This window comes from Rhodoluna lacicola, assembly GCF_000699505.1.
GTDB classification, from domain to species: Bacteria; Actinomycetota; Actinomycetes; order Actinomycetales; family Microbacteriaceae; genus Rhodoluna; species Rhodoluna lacicola.
In genome coordinates this window covers 1,215,388-1,239,353 of sequence record NZ_CP007490.1, presented here as the reverse complement: position 1 = coordinate 1,239,353, position 23,966 = coordinate 1,215,388, and the positions used below count along the sequence as shown (strand labels likewise).

Annotated in this window: 37 protein-coding genes; 35 read left to right on the top strand and 2 right to left on the bottom strand. The window is 52.5% G+C overall.

The features are described from left to right. Nucleotides 1–3 precede the first annotated feature (3 nt). The 34 genes from RHOLA_RS06175 (at nucleotide 4) to glmM (ending at nucleotide 20,087) form a co-directional block, all read left to right on the top strand. Nucleotides 4–885, top strand: a complete 882-nt coding sequence (locus RHOLA_RS06175) for a pirin family protein (RefSeq protein WP_051636343.1) — start codon at nucleotides 4–6, stop codon at nucleotides 883–885. Nucleotides 886–1,160: 275 nt separating this feature from the next. Beyond that, the gene (gene rpsJ / locus RHOLA_RS06170) at nucleotides 1,161–1,469 is read left to right on the top strand and encodes a 30S ribosomal protein S10 (protein WP_038503182.1); all 309 of its coding nucleotides are present in this window, start codon (nucleotides 1,161–1,163) and stop codon (nucleotides 1,467–1,469) included. A 7-nt stretch (nucleotides 1,470–1,476) separates the two neighbouring features. Further along, a complete protein-coding gene (rplC, locus tag RHOLA_RS06165) occupies nucleotides 1,477–2,127 on the top strand; it encodes a 50S ribosomal protein L3 (RefSeq protein WP_038503181.1) in 651 nt (216 codons plus the stop codon). 5 nt (nucleotides 2,128–2,132) lie between these two features. After that, nucleotides 2,133–2,816: a 50S ribosomal protein L4 gene (rplD, locus tag RHOLA_RS06160; protein WP_038503180.1), complete on the top strand. Its 684-nt coding sequence runs from the start codon at nucleotides 2,133–2,135 to the stop codon at nucleotides 2,814–2,816. Nucleotides 2,817–2,818: 2 nt separating this feature from the next. After that, complete coding sequence (gene rplW, locus RHOLA_RS06155) at nucleotides 2,819–3,118, top strand: 50S ribosomal protein L23 (protein ID WP_038503179.1); 300 nt, start codon at nucleotides 2,819–2,821, stop codon at nucleotides 3,116–3,118. A 21-nt stretch (nucleotides 3,119–3,139) separates the two neighbouring features. Further along, a complete protein-coding gene (gene rplB / locus RHOLA_RS06150) occupies nucleotides 3,140–3,976 on the top strand; it encodes a 50S ribosomal protein L2 (protein WP_038503178.1) in 837 nt (278 codons plus the stop codon). Between the two features lie 18 nt (nucleotides 3,977–3,994). Next, nucleotides 3,995–4,276, top strand: a complete 282-nt coding sequence (rpsS, locus tag RHOLA_RS06145) for a 30S ribosomal protein S19 (protein ID WP_038503177.1) — start codon at nucleotides 3,995–3,997, stop codon at nucleotides 4,274–4,276. After that, nucleotides 4,276–4,674: a 50S ribosomal protein L22 gene (gene rplV / locus RHOLA_RS06140; RefSeq protein WP_038503176.1), complete on the top strand. Its 399-nt coding sequence runs from the start codon at nucleotides 4,276–4,278 to the stop codon at nucleotides 4,672–4,674. The genes rpsS and rplV overlap by 1 nt, the downstream gene beginning before the upstream one ends. Next, a complete protein-coding gene (gene rpsC, locus RHOLA_RS06135; RefSeq protein ID WP_038503175.1) occupies nucleotides 4,674–5,453 on the top strand; it encodes a 30S ribosomal protein S3 in 780 nt (259 codons plus the stop codon). The genes rplV and rpsC overlap by 1 nt, the downstream gene beginning before the upstream one ends. A gap of 2 nt (nucleotides 5,454–5,455) precedes the next feature. Next, nucleotides 5,456–5,875, top strand: a complete 420-nt coding sequence (gene rplP / locus RHOLA_RS06130; protein ID WP_038503173.1) for a 50S ribosomal protein L16 — start codon at nucleotides 5,456–5,458, stop codon at nucleotides 5,873–5,875. Then, nucleotides 5,875–6,177, top strand: coding sequence for a 50S ribosomal protein L29 (gene rpmC, locus RHOLA_RS06125; protein WP_038503172.1), 303 nt, complete (start codon nucleotides 5,875–5,877; stop codon nucleotides 6,175–6,177). The genes rplP and rpmC overlap by 1 nt, the downstream gene beginning before the upstream one ends. 2 nt (nucleotides 6,178–6,179) lie before the next feature. Next, complete coding sequence (gene rpsQ, locus RHOLA_RS06120) at nucleotides 6,180–6,467, top strand: 30S ribosomal protein S17 (RefSeq protein WP_038503170.1); 288 nt, start codon at nucleotides 6,180–6,182, stop codon at nucleotides 6,465–6,467. Between the two features lie 55 nt (nucleotides 6,468–6,522). Further along, nucleotides 6,523–6,891: a 50S ribosomal protein L14 gene (rplN, locus tag RHOLA_RS06115; protein ID WP_038503168.1), complete on the top strand. Its 369-nt coding sequence runs from the start codon at nucleotides 6,523–6,525 to the stop codon at nucleotides 6,889–6,891. A 2-nt stretch (nucleotides 6,892–6,893) separates the two neighbouring features. Further along, a complete protein-coding gene (gene rplX / locus RHOLA_RS06110; RefSeq protein WP_038503167.1) occupies nucleotides 6,894–7,253 on the top strand; it encodes a 50S ribosomal protein L24 in 360 nt (119 codons plus the stop codon). After that, the gene (gene rplE, locus RHOLA_RS06105) at nucleotides 7,253–7,837 is read left to right on the top strand and encodes a 50S ribosomal protein L5 (protein ID WP_038503165.1); all 585 of its coding nucleotides are present in this window, start codon (nucleotides 7,253–7,255) and stop codon (nucleotides 7,835–7,837) included. The genes rplX and rplE overlap by 1 nt, the downstream gene beginning before the upstream one ends. Before the next feature lie 67 nt (nucleotides 7,838–7,904). Beyond that, complete coding sequence (gene rpsH, locus RHOLA_RS06100; RefSeq protein ID WP_038503163.1) at nucleotides 7,905–8,303, top strand: 30S ribosomal protein S8; 399 nt, start codon at nucleotides 7,905–7,907, stop codon at nucleotides 8,301–8,303. 6 nt (nucleotides 8,304–8,309) lie between these two features. Continuing rightward, nucleotides 8,310–8,846, top strand: coding sequence for a 50S ribosomal protein L6 (gene rplF, locus RHOLA_RS06095; RefSeq protein WP_038503161.1), 537 nt, complete (start codon nucleotides 8,310–8,312; stop codon nucleotides 8,844–8,846). A gap of 2 nt (nucleotides 8,847–8,848) precedes the next feature. Then, nucleotides 8,849–9,226 (top strand): 50S ribosomal protein L18, encoded by a 378-nt coding sequence (gene rplR / locus RHOLA_RS06090; protein ID WP_038503160.1) that lies wholly within the window; start codon nucleotides 8,849–8,851, stop codon nucleotides 9,224–9,226. Continuing rightward, nucleotides 9,226–9,888, top strand: a complete 663-nt coding sequence (rpsE, locus tag RHOLA_RS06085) for a 30S ribosomal protein S5 (RefSeq protein WP_038503159.1) — start codon at nucleotides 9,226–9,228, stop codon at nucleotides 9,886–9,888. The genes rplR and rpsE overlap by 1 nt, the downstream gene beginning before the upstream one ends. After that, the gene (gene rpmD, locus RHOLA_RS06080) at nucleotides 9,888–10,073 is read left to right on the top strand and encodes a 50S ribosomal protein L30 (RefSeq protein WP_038503157.1); all 186 of its coding nucleotides are present in this window, start codon (nucleotides 9,888–9,890) and stop codon (nucleotides 10,071–10,073) included. The genes rpsE and rpmD overlap by 1 nt, the downstream gene beginning before the upstream one ends. After that, nucleotides 10,073–10,675: a 50S ribosomal protein L15 gene (rplO, locus tag RHOLA_RS06075; RefSeq protein WP_084321444.1), complete on the top strand. Its 603-nt coding sequence runs from the start codon at nucleotides 10,073–10,075 to the stop codon at nucleotides 10,673–10,675. The genes rpmD and rplO overlap by 1 nt, the downstream gene beginning before the upstream one ends. A gap of 11 nt (nucleotides 10,676–10,686) precedes the next feature. Further along, the gene (secY, locus tag RHOLA_RS06070) at nucleotides 10,687–12,000 is read left to right on the top strand and encodes a preprotein translocase subunit SecY (protein WP_038503156.1); all 1,314 of its coding nucleotides are present in this window, start codon (nucleotides 10,687–10,689) and stop codon (nucleotides 11,998–12,000) included. Then, nucleotides 11,997–12,578: an adenylate kinase gene (locus RHOLA_RS06065; protein WP_038503155.1), complete on the top strand. Its 582-nt coding sequence runs from the start codon at nucleotides 11,997–11,999 to the stop codon at nucleotides 12,576–12,578. Before secY ends, RHOLA_RS06065 begins: the two co-directional genes overlap by 4 nt. Before the next feature lie 4 nt (nucleotides 12,579–12,582). Next, nucleotides 12,583–13,431, top strand: a complete 849-nt coding sequence (gene map, locus RHOLA_RS06060; protein ID WP_038503153.1) for a type I methionyl aminopeptidase — start codon at nucleotides 12,583–12,585, stop codon at nucleotides 13,429–13,431. A gap of 119 nt (nucleotides 13,432–13,550) precedes the next feature. Next, complete coding sequence (infA, locus tag RHOLA_RS06055; RefSeq protein WP_038503152.1) at nucleotides 13,551–13,772, top strand: translation initiation factor IF-1; 222 nt, start codon at nucleotides 13,551–13,553, stop codon at nucleotides 13,770–13,772. Between the two features lie 13 nt (nucleotides 13,773–13,785). Continuing rightward, complete coding sequence (rpmJ, locus tag RHOLA_RS06050) at nucleotides 13,786–13,899, top strand: 50S ribosomal protein L36 (protein ID WP_038503151.1); 114 nt, start codon at nucleotides 13,786–13,788, stop codon at nucleotides 13,897–13,899. A 184-nt stretch (nucleotides 13,900–14,083) separates the two neighbouring features. Then, entirely contained in the window at nucleotides 14,084–14,461 is a 378-nt protein-coding gene (rpsM, locus tag RHOLA_RS06045; RefSeq protein ID WP_038503150.1) for a 30S ribosomal protein S13, read from the top strand. 43 nt (nucleotides 14,462–14,504) lie between these two features. After that, complete coding sequence (gene rpsK, locus RHOLA_RS06040) at nucleotides 14,505–14,909, top strand: 30S ribosomal protein S11 (protein WP_038503148.1); 405 nt, start codon at nucleotides 14,505–14,507, stop codon at nucleotides 14,907–14,909. 175 nt (nucleotides 14,910–15,084) lie between these two features. Next, a complete protein-coding gene (locus tag RHOLA_RS06035) occupies nucleotides 15,085–16,077 on the top strand; it encodes a DNA-directed RNA polymerase subunit alpha (protein ID WP_038503147.1) in 993 nt (330 codons plus the stop codon). 38 nt (nucleotides 16,078–16,115) lie between these two features. Then, complete coding sequence (rplQ, locus tag RHOLA_RS06030; RefSeq protein WP_038503146.1) at nucleotides 16,116–16,709, top strand: 50S ribosomal protein L17; 594 nt, start codon at nucleotides 16,116–16,118, stop codon at nucleotides 16,707–16,709. 22 nt (nucleotides 16,710–16,731) lie between these two features. Further along, nucleotides 16,732–17,604, top strand: coding sequence for a tRNA pseudouridine(38-40) synthase TruA (gene truA / locus RHOLA_RS06025; protein ID WP_038503144.1), 873 nt, complete (start codon nucleotides 16,732–16,734; stop codon nucleotides 17,602–17,604). Nucleotides 17,605–17,765: 161 nt separating this feature from the next. Further along, a complete protein-coding gene (gene rplM / locus RHOLA_RS06020) occupies nucleotides 17,766–18,209 on the top strand; it encodes a 50S ribosomal protein L13 (RefSeq protein WP_038503143.1) in 444 nt (147 codons plus the stop codon). Between the two features lie 10 nt (nucleotides 18,210–18,219). Next, a complete protein-coding gene (gene rpsI, locus RHOLA_RS06015; protein WP_038503141.1) occupies nucleotides 18,220–18,702 on the top strand; it encodes a 30S ribosomal protein S9 in 483 nt (160 codons plus the stop codon). A gap of 38 nt (nucleotides 18,703–18,740) precedes the next feature. Next, nucleotides 18,741–20,087 (top strand): phosphoglucosamine mutase, encoded by a 1,347-nt coding sequence (gene glmM, locus RHOLA_RS06010; RefSeq protein ID WP_038503140.1) that lies wholly within the window; start codon nucleotides 18,741–18,743, stop codon nucleotides 20,085–20,087. Between the two features lie 59 nt (nucleotides 20,088–20,146). On the opposite strand, the gene RHOLA_RS06005 is transcribed toward glmM, so the two are convergent. Beyond that, complete coding sequence (locus RHOLA_RS06005; RefSeq protein WP_174376652.1) at nucleotides 20,147–20,941, bottom strand: bacteriorhodopsin-like; 795 nt, start codon at nucleotides 20,939–20,941, stop codon at nucleotides 20,147–20,149. 205 nt (nucleotides 20,942–21,146) lie between these two features. Then, on the bottom strand, nucleotides 21,147–22,076 hold the full coding sequence (coaA, locus tag RHOLA_RS06000; protein ID WP_038503139.1) for a type I pantothenate kinase: 930 nt from the start codon (nucleotides 22,074–22,076) through the stop codon (nucleotides 21,147–21,149). A gap of 30 nt (nucleotides 22,077–22,106) precedes the next feature. Between coaA and glmS the strand changes: the two genes are divergently transcribed. Then, nucleotides 22,107–23,960 carry a glutamine--fructose-6-phosphate transaminase (isomerizing) gene (gene glmS, locus RHOLA_RS05995; RefSeq protein WP_038503138.1) on the top strand — a complete coding sequence of 618 codons (1,854 nt, stop codon included), beginning with the start codon at nucleotides 22,107–22,109 and terminating at the stop codon, nucleotides 23,958–23,960. The last annotated feature ends 6 nt before the right edge of the window (nucleotides 23,961–23,966 follow it).

Below are 23,966 nucleotides of genomic sequence, written 5' to 3'. Positions count from 1 at the left end.
GAAATGCTGATCCAGCCGCGCTCCGTAAAACTAACAACCCGAACCGGGGTAGAGGTTCGTCGCACGCTGCCGCATCGCGATCTGAAAATGATTGGCGCCTGGTGCTTCGTGGATCACTTTGGCCCAACCGAGCAAACTGACGGCATGGTCGTGGCCGCCCACCCGCACACCGGATTGCAAACCGTGACCTGGCTGATCGAGGGGGCTATCGAGCACCGCGATTCAATTGGCTCGGTGCAAATTATCAATCCCGGCCAGCTAAATCTGATGACCGCCGGCCAGGGCATCGCCCACTCTGAACTATCGCTTAGAGGTCCAGAGAATCTGCACGCCGTTCAACTTTGGATTGCGCTACCAAAGGGTGCAATTGACACCGCCCCAGAGTTCGAGCATCAGAACAACTTGCCGGTAATCATTCACGAAGACTTTCAGGCCACCGTGCTTGCCGGCGAATTCATGGGTAAAACGGCAATGACTAAGACCTTTTCGCCGATGATAGGGGCAGAACTGCGATTTGACCGCCAAATTAGCACCCGAATCCCATTAAATAGCCAGTTTGAGTACGGTTTCATGCTGGCCAGTGGGGACTTGAAGGTAAATGGGCTGCCAGTGCCCGTATCGGGGTTGTATTTTGTTGCCGCGGGCGCCGAGAGCGTGCTGCTCGAGGCCAGCCCGGACGCCATCGTGCTGATGCTGGGCGGGGAGCCTTTCGGCGAGAAGATCCTGATGTGGTGGAATTTCATCGGCCGCAGCCACCAAGATATCGCCAAAGCTCGCGAAGAGTGGAACGCCCAAACCGGCCAGCGCTTCGCAGCCTTTGAAGACAGCATCGGCGGCTACATCCCAGCCCCAGATCTGCCCAGCGTCTCACTTCAAGCCCGATAAAAATGGAAAATAGTACGCCTAAATTGCCAATTTAATTTGCTTTGACACGCCTAACTGTGGCAGGATTGACAAGTTCGTGAGTAGTCGCGCCTATCTTGGCGTGAACCACTCCAGGCATGTGCCCAGAACCCTTGTAAATAAAGGGAAGTAAGCCCCCTGGAGCAAGAACAAAAATGTATCTGATTTACGTTTTAGGGTTTCGTTTCTCTTTGAGAAACGACACGCCCGACAGCGTGGGTCGGAGCTTTGACAAAAATATAGGAGAGCGAGTCAAGATGGCCGGACAGAAAATCCGCATTCGACTTAAGTCATATGACCACGAGGTTATTGACACTTCGGCACGCAAGATCGTCGACACAGTTACACGTGCCGGTGCGACTGTGGTGGGCCCAGTGCCTTTGCCTACCGAGAAGAACGTGGTCTGTGTGATCCGCTCTCCTCACAAGTACAAGGACAGCCGCGAGCACTTCGAGATGCGCACCCACAAGCGCGTCATCGACATCATTGACCCAACTCCTAAGGCAGTTGACTCATTGATGCGTCTCGACCTTCCTGCCGATGTCAACATCGAGATCAAGCTCTAAGGAAATCATGTCTGTAAATAGAACCGTAAAGGGACTTCTGGGTAAGAAGCTCGGCATGACTCAGGTATGGGACGAGAACAACAAGCTTGTTCCTGTGACCGTAGTTGAGGCTGGCTCGAATGTTGTCACCCAGATCAAGAACGCTGAAACCGATGGCTACGAAGCTATCCAGGTTGCATACGGCGCCATCGACCCACGCAAGACCACCCAGCCTCTAGCTGGTCACTTTGCAAAGGCTGGCGTTACTCCTCGTCGTCACATCGCAGAGATCCGCACTGCTGATGCAGCTGAATACACAGTTGGTCAGGAACTTGGTGTTGAGACTCTAGAAGTTGGCTCAAAGATTGACGTAGTCGGTACCTCAAAAGGTAAGGGCTTCGCCGGTCACATGAAGCGTCACGGCTTTGCTGGTGTATCTGCATCTCACGGTGCTCACCGCAACCACCGTAAGCCTGGATCAATTGGTATGTCATCTACACCGGGTCGCGTTTTCCGCGGCAAGAAGATGGCTGGCCGCATGGGTTCAGACCGCGTGACCACCATGAACCTAACTCTTCACGCAGTTGATGCTGAGAAGGGTCTTCTAATCATCAAGGGCGCAATCCCTGGTCCTAAGGGCCAGTTGGTATTCGTTCGCAACGCAGTGAAGGGAGCGTAAGTCAAATGGCAGAAACCACAAAGCTTGACGTTCTAGACGTTGCAGGTAAGAAGGCAGGGTCAGTTGACCTTCCTGCTGAACTGTTCGACGCACAGACCAACGTTCCACTAATCCACCAGGTTGTTGTTGCCCAGCAGGCAGCAGCTCGCCAGGGTACTTCATCAACCAAGCGTCACGGTGAAGTTTCTGGAACCGGTAAGAAGCCTTTCAAGCAGAAGGGAACCGGTCGCGCGCGTCAGGGTTCGCTTCGTGCTCCACAGATGCGCGGTGGTTACGTCACTCACGGTCCAAAGCCTCGTGACTACGACCAGCGCACACCTAAGAAGATGAAGGCTGCTGCGGTTCGCGGTGCTGTATCAGACCGCGCACGTAACGGTCGTCTACACGTAATCAACGAATTCGCAATTGGCAAGACTCCTTCAACAAAGGCAGCTGCTGCGATCCTTGCTCAGCTAACTCAGCGTCGCAACGTGTTGATCGTTCTAGACCGCACCGATGACCTGAGCTACAAGAGCTTGCGCAACATCCAGGGCGTTCACGTTCTGCCTGTTGACCAGCTAAACGCTTACGACATTCTGTTGAGCGATGACTTGGTATTCACCAAGGCAGCACTTGACGCATTCATCGCTGGCCCAGCTAAGGGTGCATCAGCTAAGGCTGTTGCTTCTTCATCTGAAGTGGAGGCGTAGTCATGACTGAAATTCAGAAGGACCCACGCGAAGTAATCATCAAGCCTGTTGTTTCTGAGAAGAGCTACAACTTGATCGACAACGGCAAGTACACCTTTGAGGTTGACCCTCGCTCGAACAAGACTGAAATCAAGCAGGCTATCGAAGCGATCTTCAACGTAAAGGTTGACAAGGTCAACACTCTTAACCGCGTTGGTAAGACTCGCCGCACCAAGTTTGGCTTGGGCAAGCGCAAGGACACCAAGCGTGCAATCGTTTCCCTTAAGTCCGGCTCAATCGACATTTTCACCACTGCCGGTTAAGCGAAGTAGAGGATAAATTAAATGGCTATTCGCAAATACAAACCAACGACTCCTGGTCGTCGTGGTTCGTCAGTTTCAGATTTTGCTGAAATCACACGCACCACTCCAGAGAAGTCACTACTTCGCCCATTGTCAAAGACTGGTGGACGTAACGCATCTGGTCGCATCACCACTCGTCACATCGGTGGTGGACACAAGCGTCAGTACCGCGTTATCGACTTCCGTCGTCACGACAAAGATGGTGTTCCAGCAGTTGTAGCTCACATCGAGTACGACCCAAACCGTACCGCTAACATCGCGTTGCTTCACTACGCAGATGGTGAAAAGCGTTACATCATTGCGCCGAACAAGCTAAAGCAGGGCGACCGCATTGAGCAGGGTGCAACCGCTGACATCAAGCCAGGAAACGCTCTTCCATTGAAGAACATTCCAGTAGGTACCGTTATCCACGCAATTGAATTGAAGCCAGGCGGCGGAGCAAAGATGGCTCGCTCAGCGGGTGCATCAGTTCGTCTAGTTGCTAAGGATGGACCTTACGCACAGCTTCGTCTACCTTCAGGTGAAATCCGAAACGTAGACGCACGTTGCCGCGCCACCATTGGTGAAGTTGGTAACGCCGAGCAGTCAAACATCAACTGGGGTAAAGCAGGCCGTATGCGTTGGAAGGGCAAGCGCCCAACCGTTCGTGGTGTTGCTATGAACCCGGTTGACCACCCACACGGTGGTGGTGAAGGTAAGACTTCTGGTGGTCGTCACCCAGTTACCCCATGGGGTCAGGCTGAGGGTCGCACACGCAAGCCAAACCTTCCAAGCGACAAGCTAATCGTCCGCCGTCGTACCGCTAACAAGAAGCGTTAATAGGGAGTCTGAATACAAATGCCACGTAGTTTGAAAAAAGGTCCATTCGTAGATGACCACCTATTCCAGAAGGTCGCTAAGCAGAATGAGGCTGGCACCAAGAACGTGATCAAGACCTGGTCTCGCCGTTCAATGATTGTTCCAGCCATGCTGGGCCACACCATTGCGGTACACGACGGTCGCAAGCACGTACCTGTATTCGTCACTGAGACCATGGTTGGTCACAAGCTTGGCGAATTCTCTCCAACCCGCACCTTCCGTGGTCACGTGAAGGACGATAGAAAGGGAAAGCGTAAATAATGCAAGCTCTAGCTAAAGTTCGCCACATTCGCATCACCCCAATGAAGGCTCGTCGAGTTGTAAACCTAATTCGTGGAAAGCAAGCCGCTGAGGCAATGGCAATTCTGAAGTTCGCCCCACAGGCAGCGTCAGAGCCAATCTTCAAGTTGGTTCAGGCAGCAGTTGCAAACGCAAAGGTTAAGGCCGATGCAAGCAACACTTTCTTCAACGAAGATGACCTATTTGTATCTGAAGCTTTCGTAGACGAAGGTACAACCCTTAAGCGTTTCCAGCCTCGTGCTCAGGGACGCGCGTTCCAGATTTTGAAGCGCACCAGCCACATCACCATTGTGGTTGCAACCCCAGATGAACTTGTTGCCAAGGCAGCCAAGAAGACCGCGAAGAAAGGTGGCAACTAATGGGTCAAAAAGTAAACCCATACGGTTTCCGTCTAGGAATCACCACCGATCACGTATCGCGTTGGTTTGCTGACTCAACCAAAAAGGGACAGCGTTACCAGGACTACGTAACCGAGGACATCAAGGTTCGCGCACTACTAACCGAGCGCCTAGACCGCGCTGGTGTGTCACGTGTTGAAATCGAACGTACTCGTGACCGAGTACGCGTTGACATTCACACTGCTCGCCCAGGTCTAGTTATCGGTCGTCGTGGTGCAGAAGCTGAGGCTATCCGCGCTGACCTAGAGAAGCTAACCAACAAGCAGATCCAGTTGAACATCCTTGAGGTTAAGAGCCCAGACATGGATGCACAGCTAGTTGCTCAGGGTATTGCCGAGCAGCTAAACGCACGTGTGGCTTTCCGCCGCGCAATGCGTAAGGGTATGCAGGGTGCACTTCGCCAGGGCGCAAAGGGTATCCGTGTTCAGTGTTCAGGTCGTCTTGGTGGAGCCGAAATGTCTCGCACCGAGTTCTACCGTGAAGGCCGAGTGCCACTACACACCCTCCGTGCCAACATCGACTACGGCTTCTACGAAGCTAAGACCGTTTTCGGTCGTATCGGTGTGAAGGTATGGATCTACAAGGGTGACATGACCAACAAGGAACTTGCTGTGCAGCAGGCGAACGCACCTAAGCGCCCAGAGCGCTCAGACCGTCCTCGTCGCTCACCAGGTACTGAAGCTCCAGTAGCAGCAGCATCAGTTGCAGCAGCTCCAGCAGCAGAAAAGGTTGAGGCTTAATTATGTTGATTCCTCGTAAGGTAAAGCACCGCAAGCAGCACCACCCAAAGCGTGCGGGTGCAGCATCAGGTGGAACCACCGTTGCATTCGGTGAGTACGGAATTCAGGCACTAACACCTGCATACGTAACCAACCGCCAGATTGAGTCAGCGCGTATTGCAATGACTCGTCACATCAAGCGTGGTGGAAAGGTATGGATCAACATCTATCCAGACCGTCCACTAACCAAGAAGCCTGCGGAAACTCGCATGGGTTCAGGTAAGGGTTCACCGGAGTGGTGGGTTGCCAACGTCAAGCCAGGTCGCGTACTTTTCGAAGTTGCCGGTGTATCTGAAGAGCTTGCTCGTGAAGCAATGACCCGCGCAATCCACAAGCTGCCTCTAAAGGCACGCATCATCAAGCGAGTAGAAGGTGACGCATAATGGCGATCGGTTCAAAGAACTTGCAGCCGGCTGATCTCGACAAGATCGAAGATTCAGTTTTGGTTGAAGAACTAAAGAAGGCTCGTGAAGAACTTTTCAACTTGCGTTTCCAGTCTGCGACTGGCCAGCTTGAAAGCCACGGACGACTACGTGCAGTAAAGCGCGACATCGCTCGTATCTACACAATCATCCGTGAGCGTGAACTTGGTATTCGTGCAGTTCCAACTGCAACTGCTGCCAAGAAGGCTCCAGCAAAGAAGGCAGCTGACGCTGCCCCAGTTGCAGAAACTCAGGAGGCATAATCATGGCTGACAAGAAGGTAGAAACTTCAGCTGCAGAAGCTCGCGGTTACCGCAAGACTCGTCGTGGCTACGTAGTTAGCGACAAGATGGACAAGACCATCGTTGTAGAGGTAGAAGACCGCGTAATGCACCCGCTTTACAAGAAGGTTATTCGTCGCTCAACCAAGGTCAAGGCACACGACGAAACTAACTCAGCAGGTATCGGTGACCTAGTCATCATCAACGAGACCCGTCCACTATCTGCTACCAAGAACTGGCGCCTAGTCGAGATCGTCGAAAAGGCCAAGTAACAAAAACCCCTCGGATGCCCGTCGGTAATGGGTATTCGTCTAACAAGGAGTAAAAATGCTTCAACAGGAGTCAAGACTCAAGGTTGCCGATAACACCGGCGCCAAAGAGCTTTTGGTTATCCGTGTGCTCGGCGGTTCAAAGCGTCGTTATGCGGGTCTAGGAGACCTAATCGTTTGCACCGTCAAAGATGCGATCCCTGGCGGCAACGTCAAGAAGGGTGATGTCGTTAAGGCGGTTGTAGTTCGCACTAAGAAGGAGACCCGTCGCGTAGATGGTTCTTACATCAAGTTCGACGAAAACGCAGCAGTGATCATTAAGAAAGATGGCGAGCCTCAGGGCACCCGCATCTTCGGCCCAGTTGGCCGCGAACTTCGCGACAAGAAGTTCATGAAGATCATCTCGCTAGCACCGGAGGTAATTTAATCATGGCAAGCATTAAAAAGGGCGACACCGTAATCGTTATTACCGGTCGTAAGCAAGACAAGGGTGGCGACAAGGGCAAGACTGGTCTTGTTCTAAACGTTGACCGCGAAAAGAACCGCATCCTGGTTGAAGGCATCAACATGGTTACCAAGCACACTCGCGTAGGTCAGACCGACCGCGGTGGCAAGACTGGTGGCATTGAAGTTGCTGAAGCTCCAATTCACATTTCTAACGTTGCTCTGGTTGACCCGTCAACCAAGAAGGCAACTCGCATCGGTGCTCGTCTTGAGACCAAGACTGTCGATGGCGTTAAGAAGACTGTTCGTGTTCGCGTTGCGAAGAAGTCAGGTAAGGACATCTAATGGCTACTACTAAGACTCCAGCAAAGGCACTTCCTCGCCTAAAGGCAAAGTACCGCGCAGACATCTCAGCTGCACTGGCTAAGGAATTTGGTTTTACCAACCCTCACCAGATCCCAAACCTAACCAAGATTGTTGTAAACATGGGTGTTGGTGACGCTGCCAAGGATGGCAAGCTAATCGACGGCGCAATCCGCGACCTAACTGCAATCACTGGTCAGAAGCCTCAGGTTAACTTGGCTCGCAAGTCAATTGCGCAGTTCAAGCTTCGTGAAGGTCAGGCAATTGGCGCACACGTCACCCTTCGCGGTGACCGCATGTGGGAATTCCTTGACCGTCTATTGAACCTAGCTCTTCCTCGTGTTCGCGACTTCCGCGGCTTGAGCGACAAGCAGTTCGATGGCAACGGAAACTACACCTTTGGTCTTCAGGAGCAGACACTGTTCCACGAAATCGACCAGGACAAAGCTGATCGTGCCCGCGGAATGGACATCACTGTTGTGACTACAGCTCGCACCAACGATGAAGGCCGTGCACTACTTAGAGCACTTGGCTTCCCATTCAAGAACAACGACGCTACAAACTAACCCCTAAATCGGGAAGGTCCGGCCGCTTGTAAACGAGCCGGATACCTCCGAAGAAAGCAGTAAAACAATGACAATGACAGATCCGGTTGCAGATTTTCTGACCCGGCTGCGCAACGCAAACTCTGCGTACCACGAAACCGTTAGCCTGCCTTACAGCAAGCTAAAGGCAAACATTGCAGAGATCCTCAAGTCAGAGGGTTACGTTGCTGGCATCAAGGTTGAAGATGCAGAAGTAGGTAAGACACTTACTATCGATCTAAAGTACGGCCCAAACCGCGAGCGTTCACTTGCTGGTATCAAGCGCGTATCAAAGCCAGGTCTTCGCGTTTACGCAAAGTCAACCGAGCTTCCTCGTGTTCTTGGTGGATTGGGTATCGCAATTCTTTCAACTTCATCAGGTCTACTTACTGACCGTCAGGCTGCCAAGAAAGGAGTAGGTGGGGAAGTTCTCGCCTACGTTTGGTAATCACTCATGTCACGTATTGGTAGATTGCCGATTCCGGTTCCAGCCGGCGTCGAGGTAAAGATTAACGGTTCTTCAATTGAGGTAAAGGGTCCTAAGGGAACCTTGTCTCACGAAGTTCCAGCTCCGATCACAATTGCACTTGAGGACAACTCAATCGTTGTTACCCGTCCAGACGATGAGCGTGTATCACGTTCACTGCACGGTCTAACTCGCACACTGATCGCAAACAACATCGAGGGTGTAACCAACGGTTTCACCAAGGGTATTGAAATTGTGGGTACCGGTTACCGTGTAACCGCAAAGGGTTCAGACCTAGAGTTCGCTCTTGGTTACTCACACCCAATTCTTATTCAGCCACCTGCTGGCATCAGCTTTGTCGTCGAGGGTAACACCAAGGTGACCGTTGCTGGTATCAACAAGCAGGCTGTTGGTGAAATGGCTGCAAACTTGCGCAAGCTTCGTAAGCCAGAGCCTTACAAGGGCAAGGGTGTTCGTTACGCTGGCGAAGTTATTCGTCGCAAGGCCGGAAAGTCAGGTAAGTAATCATGGGTCTCATTCCTAAGACTCGCGGCAAGAGCAAGTCAGCCGCTCGTGGTCGTCGCCACCTACGTCTTCGCAAGAAGATTGCCGGTGACGCACTTCGTCCTCGTCTAGTTGTAACTCGTTCAGCACGCCACGTATTCGTCCAGGTAGTTGACGACACCAAGGGCATCACCCTGGTGTCTGCGTCAACCATGGAAGCAGAAATGCGTAAGTCATCTGACGACAAGTCAGCTAAATCAAAGGCTGTTGGTCTACTTATCGCCGAGCGCGCTAAGAAGGCTGGCATCTCAGAAGTTGTATTCGACCGTGGCGGTAACAAGTACGCCGGTCGTGTAGCAGCTATCGCTGACGGCGCACGTGAAGGCGGGTTGGTTCTCTAATGTCTGAAAACAAGGAGCAAACAGTGTCAACTGAGACAACTGGAGCAGCATCAACTGTTGTTGAGGCTACAGAAACCAACGAGCGCGACGCACGTCGCGGTTCACGCGAGCGTGCACCACGCAACGATCGTCGTGAGCGCGAAACCGAGAAGAGCCCATTCCTAGAGCGCGTTGTTACAATCAACCGCGTTTCAAAGGTTGTAAAGGGTGGACGTCGTTTCAGCTTCACCGCTCTAGTAGTTGTCGGTGACGGCAACGGTCTAGTTGGCGTTGGCTACGGAAAGTCAAAAGAAGTTCCATCAGCTATTGCTAAGGGTGTAGAAGAAGCCAAGAAGAACTTCTTCCGCGTTCCTCGCATCGCAAGCACAATTCCTCACCCGGTTCAGGGCGAGGCAGCTGCTGGTGTTGTACTTCTTCGTCCTGCAGCAGCGGGTACCGGTGTTATCGCCGGTGGTCCTGTTCGTGCGGTACTTGAGTGTGCCGGAGTTCACGATGTGCTTTCAAAGTCATTGGGATCTTCAAACACCATCAACATCGTTCACGCCACCATTGAGGCACTGCGTCAGCTCGAAGAGCCAGCAGCAGTTGCAGCACGTCGTGGCCTATCGCTAGAAGAAGTTGCTCCGGCAGGTCTTCTTCGTCAGCAGAAGGCTGGTGCATAATGGCAACTCGCCTAAAGGTAACCCAGATCAAGAGCTCGATTGGCAACAAGCCAAACCAGCGCGAGACCCTTCGCACTCTAGGACTAAAGCGAATTGGCGACATCATCGTCAAGGAAGATTCAAAGTCTGTGCGCGGCATGGTTAGCACTGTTGCACACCTAGTAAAGGTTGAGGAGATCAACTAATGGCTGAAGAAAAGTCAACCGCTGCAAAGAAGCCAGCTGCTGCAAAAGCAGCTCCTGCAAAGGCAGCAGCTCCAAAGGCTGCAAAGGCTGAAGAGACCGAAGCAAAAGCAGCAGCTCCAAAGGCTGCCGCTGCCAAGAAGGCTGCAAAGCCTGCCGCTGAGAAGTCAAACGTTCTAAAGCTTCACCACTTGCGTCCGGCTCCGGGCTCAAAGAAGGACCGCACTCGTGTTGGTCGTGGTGAGGGTTCAAAGGGTAAGACTTCAGGTCGTGGTACCAAGGGTACAAAGGCTCGTTACCAGGTTCGTCCAGGCTTCGAAGGTGGTGGTGTGCGTCTAGTAATGCGTACTCCAAAGCTTCGCGGTTTCAAGAACCCATTCCGCGTTGAGTACCAGGTAGTTAACGTAGAAACTCTTGCCGAGATGTTCCCAGCAGGCGGAAACGTGACCGTCGCTGATCTAGTAGCCAAGGGTCTTGTTCGCAAGAACGAGCCTGTAAAGGTCCTAGGAAACGGCGACATCGCGGTTAAACTAAACATCACTGTCGACAAGGTATCTGAGTCTGCAAAGACCAAGATCGTCGCAGCTGGCGGAACTGTTAACTAAAGGACTGAATTTTGATTAGCGCTATTGTTCGTGCATTCCGCACTCCGGATCTACGTAACAAGCTTGCGTTTACGCTTGCGATCGTTGCCATTTTCCGTTTGGGCTCGTTTATCCCTGCCCCATTCGTTGACTATGGCAACGTTCAAAAGTGTCTAGCTCAGACCCAGAACACCTCAGGTCTTTACGAACTCGTAAACCTATTCTCTGGTGGCGCTCTTCTTCAGCTTTCTATCTTTGCGTTGGGCATCATGCCTTACATCACCGCATCGATCATCACTCAGCTACTTCGCGTAGTTATTCCTCGCTTCGAAACCCTTTATAAAGAGGGTGCCGCAGGCCAGGCAACTCTTACTCAGTACACTCGCTACCTAACCATCGCTCTTGGTGTTCTTCAGTCAACAACTTTGATTGCTGTTGCTCGCCAGGGTGCATTGTTTGGTGCTGACTGTGTGCTTCCTATTCTTACCGACTCATCACCGATTGCGGTTACCCTCATGGTCATCACCATGACTGCGGGTACCGGTCTGATCATGTGGATGGGTGAGCTAGTCACCGAGCGCGGTGTTGGTAACGGTATGTCACTTCTTATCTTCACCTCGATTGCCGCACAGTTCCCTTCATCTCTTTTGAGCATCGCAGAGACCAAGAGCATCGAGACCCTACTGATCGTTATCGCTATCGGTGTTGTTGTGGTTGGCCTGGTTATCTTGGTTGAGCAGTCACAGCGCCGCATTCCTGTTCAGTACGCAAAGCGCATGGTTGGACGCCGCACCTACGGTGGGCAGAGCACCTACATTCCAATCAAGGTAAACATGGCTGGTGTTGTTCCAGTTATCTTTGCTTCGTCACTTCTTTACCTACCGGCTCTGATCGCTCAGTTCAACCAGCCAGACGCCAACGGTCAGGTTGCCGGTTGGGTTACCTGGGTTTCTACCTACCTAACTCAGGGTGACAGCCCGCTTTACATGGCAATCTACTTCTTCCTGATTCTTGGATTCACCTACTTCTATGTAGCAATTACCTTCAACCCTGAAGAAGTTGCCGACAACATGAAGCAGTACGGTGGTTTCGTGCCTGGTATTCGTGCCGGTCGCCCAACCATGGAATTCCTGGAGTTTGTGCTTTCACGCATCACCTTCGCCGGTGCTATCTACCTAGGTCTCATTGCTTTGATTCCTTTGGTGGCCTTCACCGCTATTGGTGCAAACCAGAACTTCCCATTCGGTGGAACTTCAATCCTCATCATCGTTGGTGTTGGTCTTGACACTGTCAAGCAGATCAACGCTCAGATGCAACAGCGAAACTACGAAGGTCTTCTAAAGTGATCCGCCTACTCTTGATTGGCGCCCCAGGTGCCGGCAAGGGTACCCAGGCAGAGAAGCTTTCAGCTGCCTACAGCATCCCTGCAATTTCAACCGGAGACATCTTTCGTCACAACGTAAAGAATGAAACTGAGCTTGGAAAGCAGGCCAAGGCGTTCATGGATCGCGGCGAGTACGTTCCAGATTCACTAACCAATGACCTTGTTCGCGATCGCCTTTCTCAAGACGACGCAAAGTCAGGTTTTTTGCTTGACGGCTATCCGCGCACCGCTGAGCAGGTTGCCGAACTTGATTCAATTCTTGAGGCACAGGGCAACAAGCTTGACGTGGTTGTGCAACTAACTGCAGACACCGATGAAGTTGTGCGTCGTCTTTTGAACCGCGCAATCGAACAGGGTCGCGCCGACGACACCGAGGACGTGATTCGTCGCCGCCTTGAGGTTTACGAAGAGCAGACCGCTCCACTTACTTCTGTATACGCAGGTCGTGGACTTTTGGTAACCGTTGACGGACTTGGCGAAGTTGAAGAAGTTACCGGCCGCATTCTTGAGGCGCTAAACGCCCGCACTTCTTCCAACTAACTAAATGGCACGTCACGGGTTTGAATTAAAAACCAACGAACAAATAATCCTCATGCGTGAGGCAGGCTTGGCCACGGCCGCTGCCCTAAAGGCTGTTCGTCAAGCCATCAAGCCCGGCATTTCCACCCTTGAACTAGACAAAATCGCCGACGACACCATCAACGCACTGGGTGGCCACTCAAACTTTCAACTGGTGCCTGGCTACAGCCACACCATCTGTGCCTCAATCAACGACGAGGTGGTCCACGGAATCCCTGCCGTAAATCGCATTTTGCAGGCCGGCGACATCGTCTCCATCGACTGCGGCGCCGAAATCGGTGAGTGGAACGGCGACAGCGCCATCACCGTAATCGTGCCTGGTGAAACCAACCCCGATACCCTTGCTCGTCGCCAAAAGCTGTCGGACGTAACCGAGAGCTCACTTTGGGCCGGAATTGCCGCCTTAGCTAAGGCCAAGCACCTAAACCAGGTGGGCGAGGCGATTCAGGACTACATCGAGGCCCAGGGTCAAAAAGACGGAATCAACTACGGAATTCTCGAAGAATACGTGGGCCACGGCATTGGTCGGTCAATGCATGAGGATCCGGCGGTTTACAACTATCGGGTTCGCGGAAATGGGCCAAAAGTAATACCTGGCCTAGTCGTTGCCATTGAACCCATGGTCACGGCAGGATCTGCGGTAACTAAGGTTTTGGGCGATGGCTGGACTGTGTCTACCAAGGATGCCTCCGATGCAAGCCACTGGGAACATTCGGTGGCGGTCCATGACCGAGGCATATGGGTTTTGACCGCCGAGGATGGGGGAGCCTCAGGACTTGCCCCATTCGGTGTAGTTCCGGTTCCGCTTAACTAGCATTTTCCGGCCATATTCCGTAGGATTGGAACTCGGTGTTTCTATCCGCAAATCCCACCTTTTAGGTAGGTATTTTTGCGTGCGGATTCCCCAAAAAACTTGAAGTAGATAAGTGAGTTATGGCCAGTAAAGACGGTGTCATCGAGATCGAAGGTTCGGTCGTCGAAGCTCTACCAAACGCGTTTTTTCGCGTGGAACTAGACAACGGTCACAAGGTACTAGCCCACATCTCAGGCAAGATGCGCCAGCACTACATTCGTATCCTCCCAGAGGACCGCGTGATTGTGGAGCTAAGCACATACGACCTGAGCCGTGGTCGCATCATTTATCGCTACAAATAAAAAGGAAAAAATCATGAAGGTTAACCCAAGCGTTAAGAAGATCTGCGACAAGTGCAAAGTCATTCGTCGTCACGGTCGCGTCATGGTTATCTGCGACAACCCACGTCACAAGCAGCGCCAGGGTTAATTCACTGCCGCATCTACGACACGGCGCATAAACCGTGAAGCAAAGATCCAAAACTAAAACTAAATAGCTACAAAACATAAGGCACCACAAAGTTCTTAGGAACTTCACCTCCGGAGAAGGCCGGAGCCCAATCGTGAGATTCGGATGTGATGCTGCAGACCTTCTAACAACAAGGAGAAATCCCATGGCACGTGTTGCCGGAGCCGATATTCCAGACGCAAAGCGCGTCGAAATCGCACTTACCTACATTTACGGAATTGGCCGTACTCGCTCAGCAAAGATTTTGACTGAGACCAAAATTGACAAAAACATCCGCGTAAAGGACCTTACCGACGATCAGTTGGTTGCTATTCGTGACCACATCGAAGGAAACTTCAAGGTTGAGGGTGACCTCCGCCGTGATGTTAACGCAGACATTCGCCGCAAGGTTGAGATCGGTTCATACGAAGGTATTCGCCACCGCAAGGGTCTTCCAGTTCGTGGCCAGCGCACCAAAACAAACGCACGTACTCGCAAGGGTCCAAAGCGTACCGTAGCCGGCAAGAAGAAGGCTGCTCGTTAATCACGAGAGCCCCCACAAACTTTAAGAATCTAGGAGAAATCTCATGGCAGCACCTAAGGCAGCAGCGGGAGCACGCAAGCCTCGCAAGAAGGACAAAAAGAATATTGCTGTTGGTCAGGCTCACATCAAGTCGACCTTCAACAACACAATCATTTCGATCACTGACACCACCGGTGCAGTTATCTCATGGTCATCATCAGGTGATGTTGGCTTCAAGGGTTCACGTAAGTCAACTCCTTTCGCAGCGCAGCTAGCAGCAGAAGCAGCGGCTCGCAAGGCGCAGGAGCACGGCCTAAAGAAGGTTGACGTTTTCGTAAAGGGCCCAGGCTCTGGTCGCGAAACTGCAATCCGTTCACTACAGGCCGCAGGTCTTGAGGTTGGTTCAATCTCTGACGTGACTCCACAGCCTCACAACGGTTGCCGCCCTCCAAAGCGTCGCCGCGTTTAGTCCTAAAAAACTAAATTCAAAAACTTAAAATCGCTCGCAGTATTTATTGTGATGTCTCCGACATCACGTAAAACCTCGTGGCAAAAGATTCACGTTTCAAACCTGAGCAGTGGCCACTGCTTAGGCCCCAACAAATAGATATCAAATAGTGGATATCTAGCTGAAAGGAACCATAGTGCTAATTGCACAGCGTCCATCACTTCACGAAGAAGTACTTTCATCAAACCGTTCACGTTTCTCACTTGAGCCACTTGAGCCAGGTTTTGGTTACACACTTGGAAACTCACTTCGTCGTACCCTGTTGTCATCTATTCCAGGTGCAGCAGTTACCAACATTCGCATCGAGGGTGTTCGTCACGAGTTCAGCACCATCGAAGGTGTAAAAGAAGACGTAACTGAGATCATCTTGAACATCAAGGATCTAGTTGTTTCATCTGAGCACGATGCACCTGTAGTTGCCCACCTTCGCAAGCAGACCGCTGGCGTTGTAACAGCAGCTGACATTCAGGTCCCTGCAGGTGTTGAGGTTCACAACCCAGAGCTAGTTATTGCAACTATCAATGCAAAGGCAAAGTTTGAGGTTGAGCTAACCATCGAGCGTGGCCGTGGCTACGTTCAGGCATCTCAGAACCGCAACCCAGATGCAGATGCTGGTGTGATTCCGATCGACTCGATCTACTCACCAGTTCTAAAGGTTTCTTACCGCGTCGAGGCAACTCGTGCCGGTGAGTTCACAAACTTCGACAAGCTAATTGTTGATGTTGAGACCAAGCCATCAATCACTCCTCGCGATGCAGTTGCATCTGCAGGTTCTACTTTGGTTGAACTATTCGGTCTTGCTCGCGAGCTAAACACTGCAGCAGAAGGTATCGAGATCGGCCCAGCACCTGTAGAGGCTGGCCTATCACCTGAGCTTGCAATGCCTATCGAAGACCTGGACCTAACCGTCCGTTCATACAACTGCCTAAAGCGTGAAGGCATCAACACCGTGTCAGAGCTAATTGCTCTTTCAGAGGACCAGTTGATGAACATCCGCAACTTCGGCAGCAAGTCTGTTGATGAAGTTCGCGACAAGCTAATTTCTATGGGACTTAAGTTCAAGGATGCTGTACCAGGTTTTGACGCAGCGTACTTCAGCTCGGCATACGACGAGGACGACCAGGCGTAAGCCGCAGGTCTCTCGAGAATTTCTAAGAGGAGAAAAAAATGGCAGCCCCAACTAAAGGCCCACGTCTAGGAGGCGGACCAGCTCACGAGCGTCTGCTTCTTCGCAACATGGCAACTTCGTTGATCAAGCACGGCAAGATCACCACAACTGAGACCAAGGCCAAGCGTCTTCGTCCACTTGCTGAGCGTCTAGTAACTTTCGCAAAGCGCGGAGACCTACACGCTCGTCGCCGTGTGATGACCATGATCACCGATAAGTCTGTTGTGCACGAACTGTTCACCAACATTGCACCTCAGGTTGCAGACCGTCAGGGTGGCTACACTCGCATCACCAAGCTAGGTTTCCGTAAGGGCGACAACGCTCCTTTGGCACTGATCGAGCTTGTTCTTGAGCCAGTGAACCCAAAGGCAATTAACAAGAAGCCAAAGCTTGAGAACGCTGTGAAGGCAACTGCTGGAACCGCGGCAGCGGTTTCAGAACCAGTCGAGGAACTATCGGACGCTAGCGAGACAGCTGCTGAGACAGTTGCTGAGGCTCCGGCCGCTGCAGTTGAAGCTCCAGTAGTTGAAGAGGCAGCAGCGGAAGCAGCTGGAACCGAAGAGACTCCAGCTGAAGAGACCCCAGAGGCTTAATCCTCTACAACTCTCCTGAATTATGAATAAGCCCGTCGACCCATCGGTTGACGGGTTTATTCGTTACCGGATTGACCTGGCCTACGACGGCACCAATTACTGGGGCTTCGCAGCGCAGAAGAAGCACCGCACAGTGCAGGGAGAATTGCTCAAGGCACTGACTACCGTTTTTGGTAAATCCAAGACTGCGTTCGATATGCGAGTTGCCGGCCGCACCGATGCTGGTGTCCACGCCACCGGCCAGGTAATTCACATTGACCTCACCCAAAAGCAGCTAAAGCGCCTGGGTCGCACGGTTGGCATGATGGGCAGCCTGAATGACCTGCTTCCTCAAGACATCCGCATTTACTCCGTTTCCGAGGCTCCAGCCGGCTTTGACGCCCGATACTCGGCCTCCTACCGCCGGTATCGCTACGTAATTGCCGACAAATTGGCCCCAAAAAACCCGCTTTTGGCCCGTTCAACCCTGTGGATCAAGCACGAGCTTGACCTGGTCCAGATGCAGGCCTCGGCCCTGGGCCTAATTGGATTGCACGACTACGCCTCATTTTGCCGCCCCAAACTTGGGGCAACCACCATCCGTGAGGTTCGCGAACTTACCGTAAAGCGCAACCCCGATGCCGGGAACGTTATCGAGGTCGAGATTTTGGCCGATGCCTTCTGCCACAACATGGTGCGTGCTATCGTGGGGGCTCTAATTGCCGCGGGGGAGGGTAAAACTACTCCTGATGGCGTGATCAAGCGTCTTGAAAAGCGCTCAAGAATTGGCTCATTCAAGGTCCAACCGCCACACGGTTTGACCCTGATTGAGGTGGGTTATCCGGCCGACGACAAGCTCGCGGCACAGGCCGAGATGGCCAAGAATCTGCGGACTTTAGACGAGGCCGAGGACTGATTCAGTTCAAAACTAGGGTTTGACCTAGCCCCAGTCTGCGGGTTAGTATTGACCTTTGGTATCGGCAGTAAGTGCCGATGTAAAAAGCTTGAATCCCTTGAAGTTTCTTCTTCAGTCGCGGGTTCATCTCAATCCGATACAGAAGTAGAAGGCAATTTAACGTGCGTACTTATTCTCCAAAGGCTCACGAGCTGAGCAACGAGTGGCTAGTCATCGACGCCACCGATGTAGTTCTCGGCCGTCTAGCAACCCACGCAGCAGCATTGTTGCGCGGCAAGCACAAGCCAACCTTTGCTCCTCACATGGACAACGGTGATTTCGTTGTGATCATCAACGCTGAGAAGGTTGCTCTAACCGGTTCAAAGCTAAAGCAGAAGAAGGCTTACCGTCACTCTGGTTACCCAGGTGGTTTGACTGCTACTACTTATGCAGAACTTCTAGAGAAGTCACCTGAGAAGGCTGTTGAAAAAGCCATCAAGGGAATGCTTCCTCACAACAAGCTAGGTGCAACCCAGCTAAACAAACTTAAGGTTTACGCAGGTGCAGAGCACCCACACGCTGCACAGCAGCCAAAGCCTTTCATCATCGACCAGGTAGCTCAGTAAGGAATTTGACGTGTCAAAAGAAACCGTAGAAACCACACCAGAGAGCTACACCACCGAGACCCCAGCAGCTAAGGCTGCTCCGGTTAAGTCACGTGGCCCACTTACCACACCAGGCGCAGGCCTAGGTCGTCGTAAGGAAGCTGTTGCACGTGTTCGCATCATGCCAGGCACCGGAGTTATCAAGGTGAACGGTCGCGAGCTTGCAGATTACTTCCCAAACAAGTTGCACCAGCAGCTAATCACCGATCCATTCACCGTTCTTGATCTAAAGAACGCGTACGACGTTGTTGCTCGTATCCACGGTGGTGGCATCGCTGGTCAGGCAGGTGCGCTTCGTCTAGGTATCGCTCGTGCACTAAACGAGATCGACCGCGACAACAACCGCCCTTCACTAAAGAAGGCAGGCTTCCTAAAGCGCGACCCTCGTGTTATCGAGCGCAAGAAGGCTGGTCTAAAGAAGGCACGTAAGGCTTCACAGTTCTCGAAGCGTTAATCTTCACTTTCTAGCTTTCAAAAGCATAGGCTTACGAAATGGCGAGACTCTTTGGCACCGATGGTGTTCGAGGTCTCGCCAATCGTGATTTAACGGCAGAACTTGCCACCAAACTCGCGCAAGCCGCCGCCATCATTCTTGGTGAAGATGCCCGCGCTCGCGGAATTAAACCAAAGGCCGTTATTGGTCGCGACCCACGCATCTCTGGCGAATTTTTAGCGGCAGCAATTTCCTCCGGTCTGGCCAGCTCTGGTGTTGATGTATTTGACGCTGGCGTACTACCCACACCGGCAACCGCATTTCTTACCGATGACCTTGACGCTGACTTTGGTGTGATGATTTCTGCTTCACACAACCCAGCTCCTGACAACGGAATTAAATTCTTTGCTCGCGGCGGTCACAAACTTGCTGATGAAATCGAAGACAAAATTGAGGCCGCAATGTCTGCCGAGCCACTGGCTCCTGTAGGCGCAGCGGTTGGTCGAGTGCAGCGCTTTGCCGATGCAGAAGATCGATACATTGTGCACCTGCTGCGTTCGCTGCCTAATCGACTAGATGGCCTGACCGTGGTAGTTGACTGTGCCCACGGAGCGGCTGCCGGAGTTTCACCCCAGGTATTCACCGATGCTGGTGCCAAGGTAATCGTGATTGGCGCAGACCCAGACGGCAACAACATCAACGAGGGTTACGGATCAACCCACATGTCGGCACTCCAGGCTGCGGTGCTCGAGCACGGTGCAGATTTTGGTGTAGCCCACGACGGTGATGCCGATCGTTGCCTTGCGGTAGATGCATCGGGTGCAATTATTGACGGCGATCAGATCATGGCAATTTTGGCGCTATCGCTAAAAGAACGCGGCCAGCTAGCCCGCAACACTTTGGTGGCCACCGTGATGTCAAACCTTGGACTTCGTATCGCCATGAAGGAACACGACATCAACCTGATTGAAACCGGAGTGGGAGACCGCTACGTTCTTGAAGAGATGCGCGCCGGTGGTTACACACTTGGTGGCGAGCAGTCTGGTCACGTGATTTTTGCGCAGTATGCAACCACCGGTGATGGAATTCTTACCGGCCTAAAAATCGGTGCCGAGATCGCTCGCACTAAAAAGTCTTTGGCCGAGTTGGCATCGGTGATGAAGATTTATCCTCAGGTGCTAATCAACGTTCCTGGCGTAGATAAGAGTCGTGTCAACACCGATGCAGAAGTTCAACAGGCGGTTGCCGCGGCAGAGTCAGAGTTACACGGCACCGGCCGAGTTCTCTTGCGTGCTTCGGGAACCGAGCCACTGGTGCGCGTAATGGTTGAGGCAGCCGATGAAGGCACCGCGCAATCTTGGGCTGATCGAATTGCCCGCGTGGTTGAGAAACAACTCGCGCTCTAAAAATATTCGCAAATAAAAATGGGCCCCCGTTTCCGGGAGCCCATTTCTATTGGTTTTGCTTAGGCGTCTTTGAACTCTGCCTTTGCGAATTCCTTGTCATCTTCAGCTGACTTGATACGAGCGATGCTGTAGATGATCAGACCAAATAGACACTTGGCCAGGATGTCAGCAATGCTGTATCCAACTTCACGAGCTACAAACTCACTGGCGTTGAACGGTGCACCCGGAGGGGTACCCATTGCCAAGATGAAGGTGATTGGGTAAACGCCCCAGGTTGCAATTAGCAATAGGCGCAGAATCTTTACCTTCTTCTGTACTGCCTCTGACTGGCGAGACAAGCTCTTGCCAAGCTCAATGAATAGTACGTACAGGATGTATAGGAAAGGAATGGTTGATAGCAAGCCCCATACTGATGGCGCGATGCCCCAGATGTCTAGCTTTGCGTCACCAGGGTAACCAAGAACAATCATTGCTGCTGCTGCAGGAACCAAGCGGTTCAAGATTGAGCTCTGGGCTGCCTTAGCAAGTGCAAGTACTGCAACCAATTCAACCAATAGCAATGGCACTGTTAGTAGCCAGTCAACGTAGCGGTATCCAACGTTGTATGCGTCTGGATTGTTTTCTGCTCCAGCAAATGCGTGGCTGAAGTTGTCGAACATACGGAAGTAGTGGTACGCGGCGATAGCGGTTACTGTCGCTGAAACCATCACTGCAATGCGGTAACGAGGCAATACGCGCTCGCGAGCCACAAATAGGAAAATCGCTGTAAATAGCATCGATGCTATTCCCAGCGACAAAATGTTGTAGACCAAGTTAAATTGGCCGTTGTCTAATGCATTAGACAATGTGTTCATTTGAAGCCTCTCAATAGATGTACTTATATAAGAAGTCATCGTTTGCATCGTCTGGGCCAAGATCTGAGACCCTCGGCGACACCCATACGGTGGCTCACTCTGAGTCAACCGCTACAGCAAGCCCGCTCATCCGTTAATCGGTTACGATTGGGTCACGTTATCTGTTAATAAGGTAAACCAACCAGGGTCGCCTAAGCCGCAAAACCTAGAGCTTACGAAGCAAAACCCGCTCAACCGCGTGCATTGCGCCCTTCTGCAGCACCAAGGTGGCCCTAGAGCGTGTGGGCAGGATGTTCTCAATCAAGTTGGGCAAGTTGATGGTTGACCAGATTTCGTTGGCCCGGGCCAGAGCCTTCTCGTGGGGCATCTCGGCGTATCGGTGAAAATAAGAGGCTGGGTTGGTAAAGGCGGTGTCCCGCAGCTTTTCGAAGCGATCCAAGAACCACTGGGTCAAATTCTTTGTGTCGGCGTCAACGTAAATCTTGAAGTCAAAAAAGTCGCTCAGCGCAACATACTGACCGGGACCGGGTGATTGCAAAACGTTCAGTCCCTCAACGATCAAGACATCGGGGTTTTTGATTGTCTGTCGCTGGCCCGCAACGATGTCATAGATCAGGTGTGAGTAGACCGGCGCCGAAACCTCTTTGGCACCGCTCTTCACATCGGCGATGAACTCAAGCAAGGCCATGCGGTCGTACGACTCGGGGAAGCCCTTGCGAGACATCAGCCCGCGTCGCTCAAGTTCCTCGTTTGGGTGCAGGAATCCATCGGTGGTGATCATCTCCACGCTTGGCGTGCCATCCCAGCGACTGAGCAGCTCTTTGAGCAGACGCGAAACGGTTGACTTGCCCACCGCCACAGAACCGGCAACACCGATAATAAATGGCACCCGGCCAGCGCGCTCGCCGAGGAAGTCGCTGGTGCTGCGGTGAAGTTTTTGGTGCTCGGTCACATAAAGATTTAGCAGGCGACTCAGCGGCAGGTAGACGTCCTGCACCTCTTTGATATCTAGAAAGTCGCCGAGCCCGCGGATTTGCTGAATTTCTGACTCAGTCAGTGGAAGCTCGGTTGAATTGCCGAGGACAGCCCAGTCTTCACGACTTATCTCGTTGAAAGGGCTTAGCGCATCGCTCACAACGGTCTATTCTGCCGTAAATTAGTACCTATGTGCGGAATCGTTGGCTACGTAGGCCCAAAGTCAACACTCGAGGTTCTGCTGGGTGGGCTTCGTCGCCTTGAATACCGCGGCTATGACTCCGCCGGCGTATCGGTTATTTCTGGCACCGGTCTGGAGACCCGCAAAAAAGCCGGCAAGCTCGACAACCTCATCAACGAGATCACCAACCACCCGCTGCCAGATGCCCACATTGGCATTGGTCACACCCGCTGGGCAACCCACGGGGCACCTACAGATGGAAATGCTCACCCGCACATCGGTGGCTCGGCCGCCAAGCTGTCTTTGATTCACAACGGAATCATCGAAAACTTCTATGAGCTCAAGGCTGAGCTGGTGGCCGCAGGCACAAAATTTGCCTCGGAGACCGATTCCGAGGTTGCCGCCCACCTGGTCGCCGCCGAGTTTGAGAAAACCGGTGACCTGCCGACCGCATTCACCAACGTGGTCAAGCGCCTGCACGGTGCCTTCACCCTGCTGGCAATTCACGAAGACCAACCCGATGTTGTTTTGGCAGCCCGTCGTAATTCTCCACTGGTAATTGGTCTGGGCGATGGCGAAAACTTTTTGGGATCAGACGTCGCGGCTTTCGTTGAGCACACCAAGCGCGCGATTTCAGTTGGTCAAGACGAGATTGTGATTTTGCGTGCCAGTGAAATTGAGATTCGCACTTTCGACGGTGCCCCGGTTACCCCGGTTGAGTTTGAGGTTAGCTGGGATGCCTCGGCCGCTTCAAAGGGTGGTTGGTCATCGTTCATGGCTAAAGAAATTGCCGACCAGCCACAGGCGGTTGCCGACACACTGATGGGTCGCTTGGCTTCCGATGGCTCGGTGCGACTTTCCGAGATTGATGGCTTGACTGCCGAGGACATCAAAAATATTGATCGCATCATCATGGTTGCTTGTGGCACAGCAAGTTACGCGTGTGATGTGGCTAAGTACGCCATCGAAAAGTTCGCGCGCATACCAGTGCAGGTTGAGCTCTCACATGAGTTCCGCTACCGCGATCCAATCATCACCGCCAACACTTTGATTGTTGCCGTTTCACAATCGGGTGAAACCATGGACACCCTCATGGCGACTCGCTTCGCCAAGGAGCAGGGCGCCAAGGTGCTGGCCATTTGCAACACCCAGGGTGCCACCCTTGCTCGTGAATCTGACGCCACCATTTACACCCACGCTGGCCCAGAGGTTGCCGTGGCTTCAACCAAGGCACTGGTTGCCCAAATCACTGCGGGCTATTTGCTGGCGTTATTCCTTGCGGCAGGTCGCAACGCCACCGAGCAAAAAGTTTTGCGCAGCCTAGGCCAAGAACTTTTGAAGATGCCGGCACGTGTGACTCAGGTGCTTGAGCGTCTTGATGATGTGCGCGCGCTTGGTAAAGAAATGGCGAATGCAAAATCGGTGTTGTTCTTGGGTCGCAATGTGGGATTCCCGGTTGCCATGGAGGGGGCGCTTAAACTCAAGGAGCTTGCCTACATTCACGCAGAGGGTTTTGCCGCCGGAGAATTGAAGCACGGGCCGATTGCTTTGATTGAAGAGGGCCAGCCGGTAATTGTGATTGTGCCAAGCCCGCGCGACAGCGACAGCCTGCACCCAAAGGTGATCTCTAACATTCAAGAAATTCGTGCTCGTGGTGCAAAGGTAATTGCTGTTGCCGAAGACGGTGACACCGATGTCGCTAACTTTGCGGAGCACGTAATTTATGTGCCAAGCTGCGAAAACATTTTCTCTTCAATCCTGACCGTGATTCCACTGCAGGTTTTTGCTCTTGAGCTTTCCAGCGCCAAGGGCCTTGACGTTGACCAGCCACGCAACCTCGCCAAGTCGGTCACAGTTGAATAAGGCCGT

Excerpts from the sequence above, each read along its gene's own strand:
- RHOLA_RS06175 (WP_051636343.1), top strand. The coding sequence starts at position 4 with ATGCTGATCCAGCCGCGCTCCGTAAAACTAACAACCCGAACCGGGGTA.
- rpsJ (WP_038503182.1), top strand. The coding sequence starts at position 1,161 with ATGGCCGGACAGAAAATCCGCATTCGACTTAAGTCATATGACCACGAG.
- rplC (WP_038503181.1), top strand. The coding sequence starts at position 1,477 with ATGTCTGTAAATAGAACCGTAAAGGGACTTCTGGGTAAGAAGCTCGGC.
- rplD (WP_038503180.1), top strand. The coding sequence starts at position 2,133 with ATGGCAGAAACCACAAAGCTTGACGTTCTAGACGTTGCAGGTAAGAAG.
- rplW (WP_038503179.1), top strand. The coding sequence starts at position 2,819 with ATGACTGAAATTCAGAAGGACCCACGCGAAGTAATCATCAAGCCTGTT.
- rplB (WP_038503178.1), top strand. The coding sequence starts at position 3,140 with ATGGCTATTCGCAAATACAAACCAACGACTCCTGGTCGTCGTGGTTCG.
- rpsS (WP_038503177.1), top strand. The coding sequence starts at position 3,995 with ATGCCACGTAGTTTGAAAAAAGGTCCATTCGTAGATGACCACCTATTC.
- rplV (WP_038503176.1), top strand. The coding sequence starts at position 4,276 with ATGCAAGCTCTAGCTAAAGTTCGCCACATTCGCATCACCCCAATGAAG.
- rpsC (WP_038503175.1), top strand. The coding sequence starts at position 4,674 with ATGGGTCAAAAAGTAAACCCATACGGTTTCCGTCTAGGAATCACCACC.
- rplP (WP_038503173.1), top strand. The coding sequence starts at position 5,456 with ATGTTGATTCCTCGTAAGGTAAAGCACCGCAAGCAGCACCACCCAAAG.
- rpmC (WP_038503172.1), top strand. The coding sequence starts at position 5,875 with ATGGCGATCGGTTCAAAGAACTTGCAGCCGGCTGATCTCGACAAGATC.
- rpsQ (WP_038503170.1), top strand. The coding sequence starts at position 6,180 with ATGGCTGACAAGAAGGTAGAAACTTCAGCTGCAGAAGCTCGCGGTTAC.
- rplN (WP_038503168.1), top strand. The coding sequence starts at position 6,523 with ATGCTTCAACAGGAGTCAAGACTCAAGGTTGCCGATAACACCGGCGCC.
- rplX (WP_038503167.1), top strand. The coding sequence starts at position 6,894 with ATGGCAAGCATTAAAAAGGGCGACACCGTAATCGTTATTACCGGTCGT.
- rplE (WP_038503165.1), top strand. The coding sequence starts at position 7,253 with ATGGCTACTACTAAGACTCCAGCAAAGGCACTTCCTCGCCTAAAGGCA.
- rpsH (WP_038503163.1), top strand. The coding sequence starts at position 7,905 with ATGACAATGACAGATCCGGTTGCAGATTTTCTGACCCGGCTGCGCAAC.
- rplF (WP_038503161.1), top strand. The coding sequence starts at position 8,310 with ATGTCACGTATTGGTAGATTGCCGATTCCGGTTCCAGCCGGCGTCGAG.
- rplR (WP_038503160.1), top strand. The coding sequence starts at position 8,849 with ATGGGTCTCATTCCTAAGACTCGCGGCAAGAGCAAGTCAGCCGCTCGT.
- rpsE (WP_038503159.1), top strand. The coding sequence starts at position 9,226 with ATGTCTGAAAACAAGGAGCAAACAGTGTCAACTGAGACAACTGGAGCA.
- rpmD (WP_038503157.1), top strand. The coding sequence starts at position 9,888 with ATGGCAACTCGCCTAAAGGTAACCCAGATCAAGAGCTCGATTGGCAAC.
- rplO (WP_084321444.1), top strand. The coding sequence starts at position 10,073 with ATGGCTGAAGAAAAGTCAACCGCTGCAAAGAAGCCAGCTGCTGCAAAA.
- map (WP_038503153.1), top strand. The coding sequence starts at position 12,583 with ATGGCACGTCACGGGTTTGAATTAAAAACCAACGAACAAATAATCCTC.
- infA (WP_038503152.1), top strand. The coding sequence starts at position 13,551 with ATGGCCAGTAAAGACGGTGTCATCGAGATCGAAGGTTCGGTCGTCGAA.
- rpmJ (WP_038503151.1), top strand. The coding sequence starts at position 13,786 with ATGAAGGTTAACCCAAGCGTTAAGAAGATCTGCGACAAGTGCAAAGTC.
- rpsM (WP_038503150.1), top strand. The coding sequence starts at position 14,084 with ATGGCACGTGTTGCCGGAGCCGATATTCCAGACGCAAAGCGCGTCGAA.
- rpsK (WP_038503148.1), top strand. The coding sequence starts at position 14,505 with ATGGCAGCACCTAAGGCAGCAGCGGGAGCACGCAAGCCTCGCAAGAAG.
- rplQ (WP_038503146.1), top strand. The coding sequence starts at position 16,116 with ATGGCAGCCCCAACTAAAGGCCCACGTCTAGGAGGCGGACCAGCTCAC.
- truA (WP_038503144.1), top strand. The coding sequence starts at position 16,732 with ATGAATAAGCCCGTCGACCCATCGGTTGACGGGTTTATTCGTTACCGG.
- glmM (WP_038503140.1), top strand. The coding sequence starts at position 18,741 with ATGGCGAGACTCTTTGGCACCGATGGTGTTCGAGGTCTCGCCAATCGT.
- RHOLA_RS06005 (WP_174376652.1), bottom strand. The coding sequence starts at position 20,941 with ATGAACACATTGTCTAATGCATTAGACAACGGCCAATTTAACTTGGTC.
- glmS (WP_038503138.1), top strand. The coding sequence starts at position 22,107 with ATGTGCGGAATCGTTGGCTACGTAGGCCCAAAGTCAACACTCGAGGTT.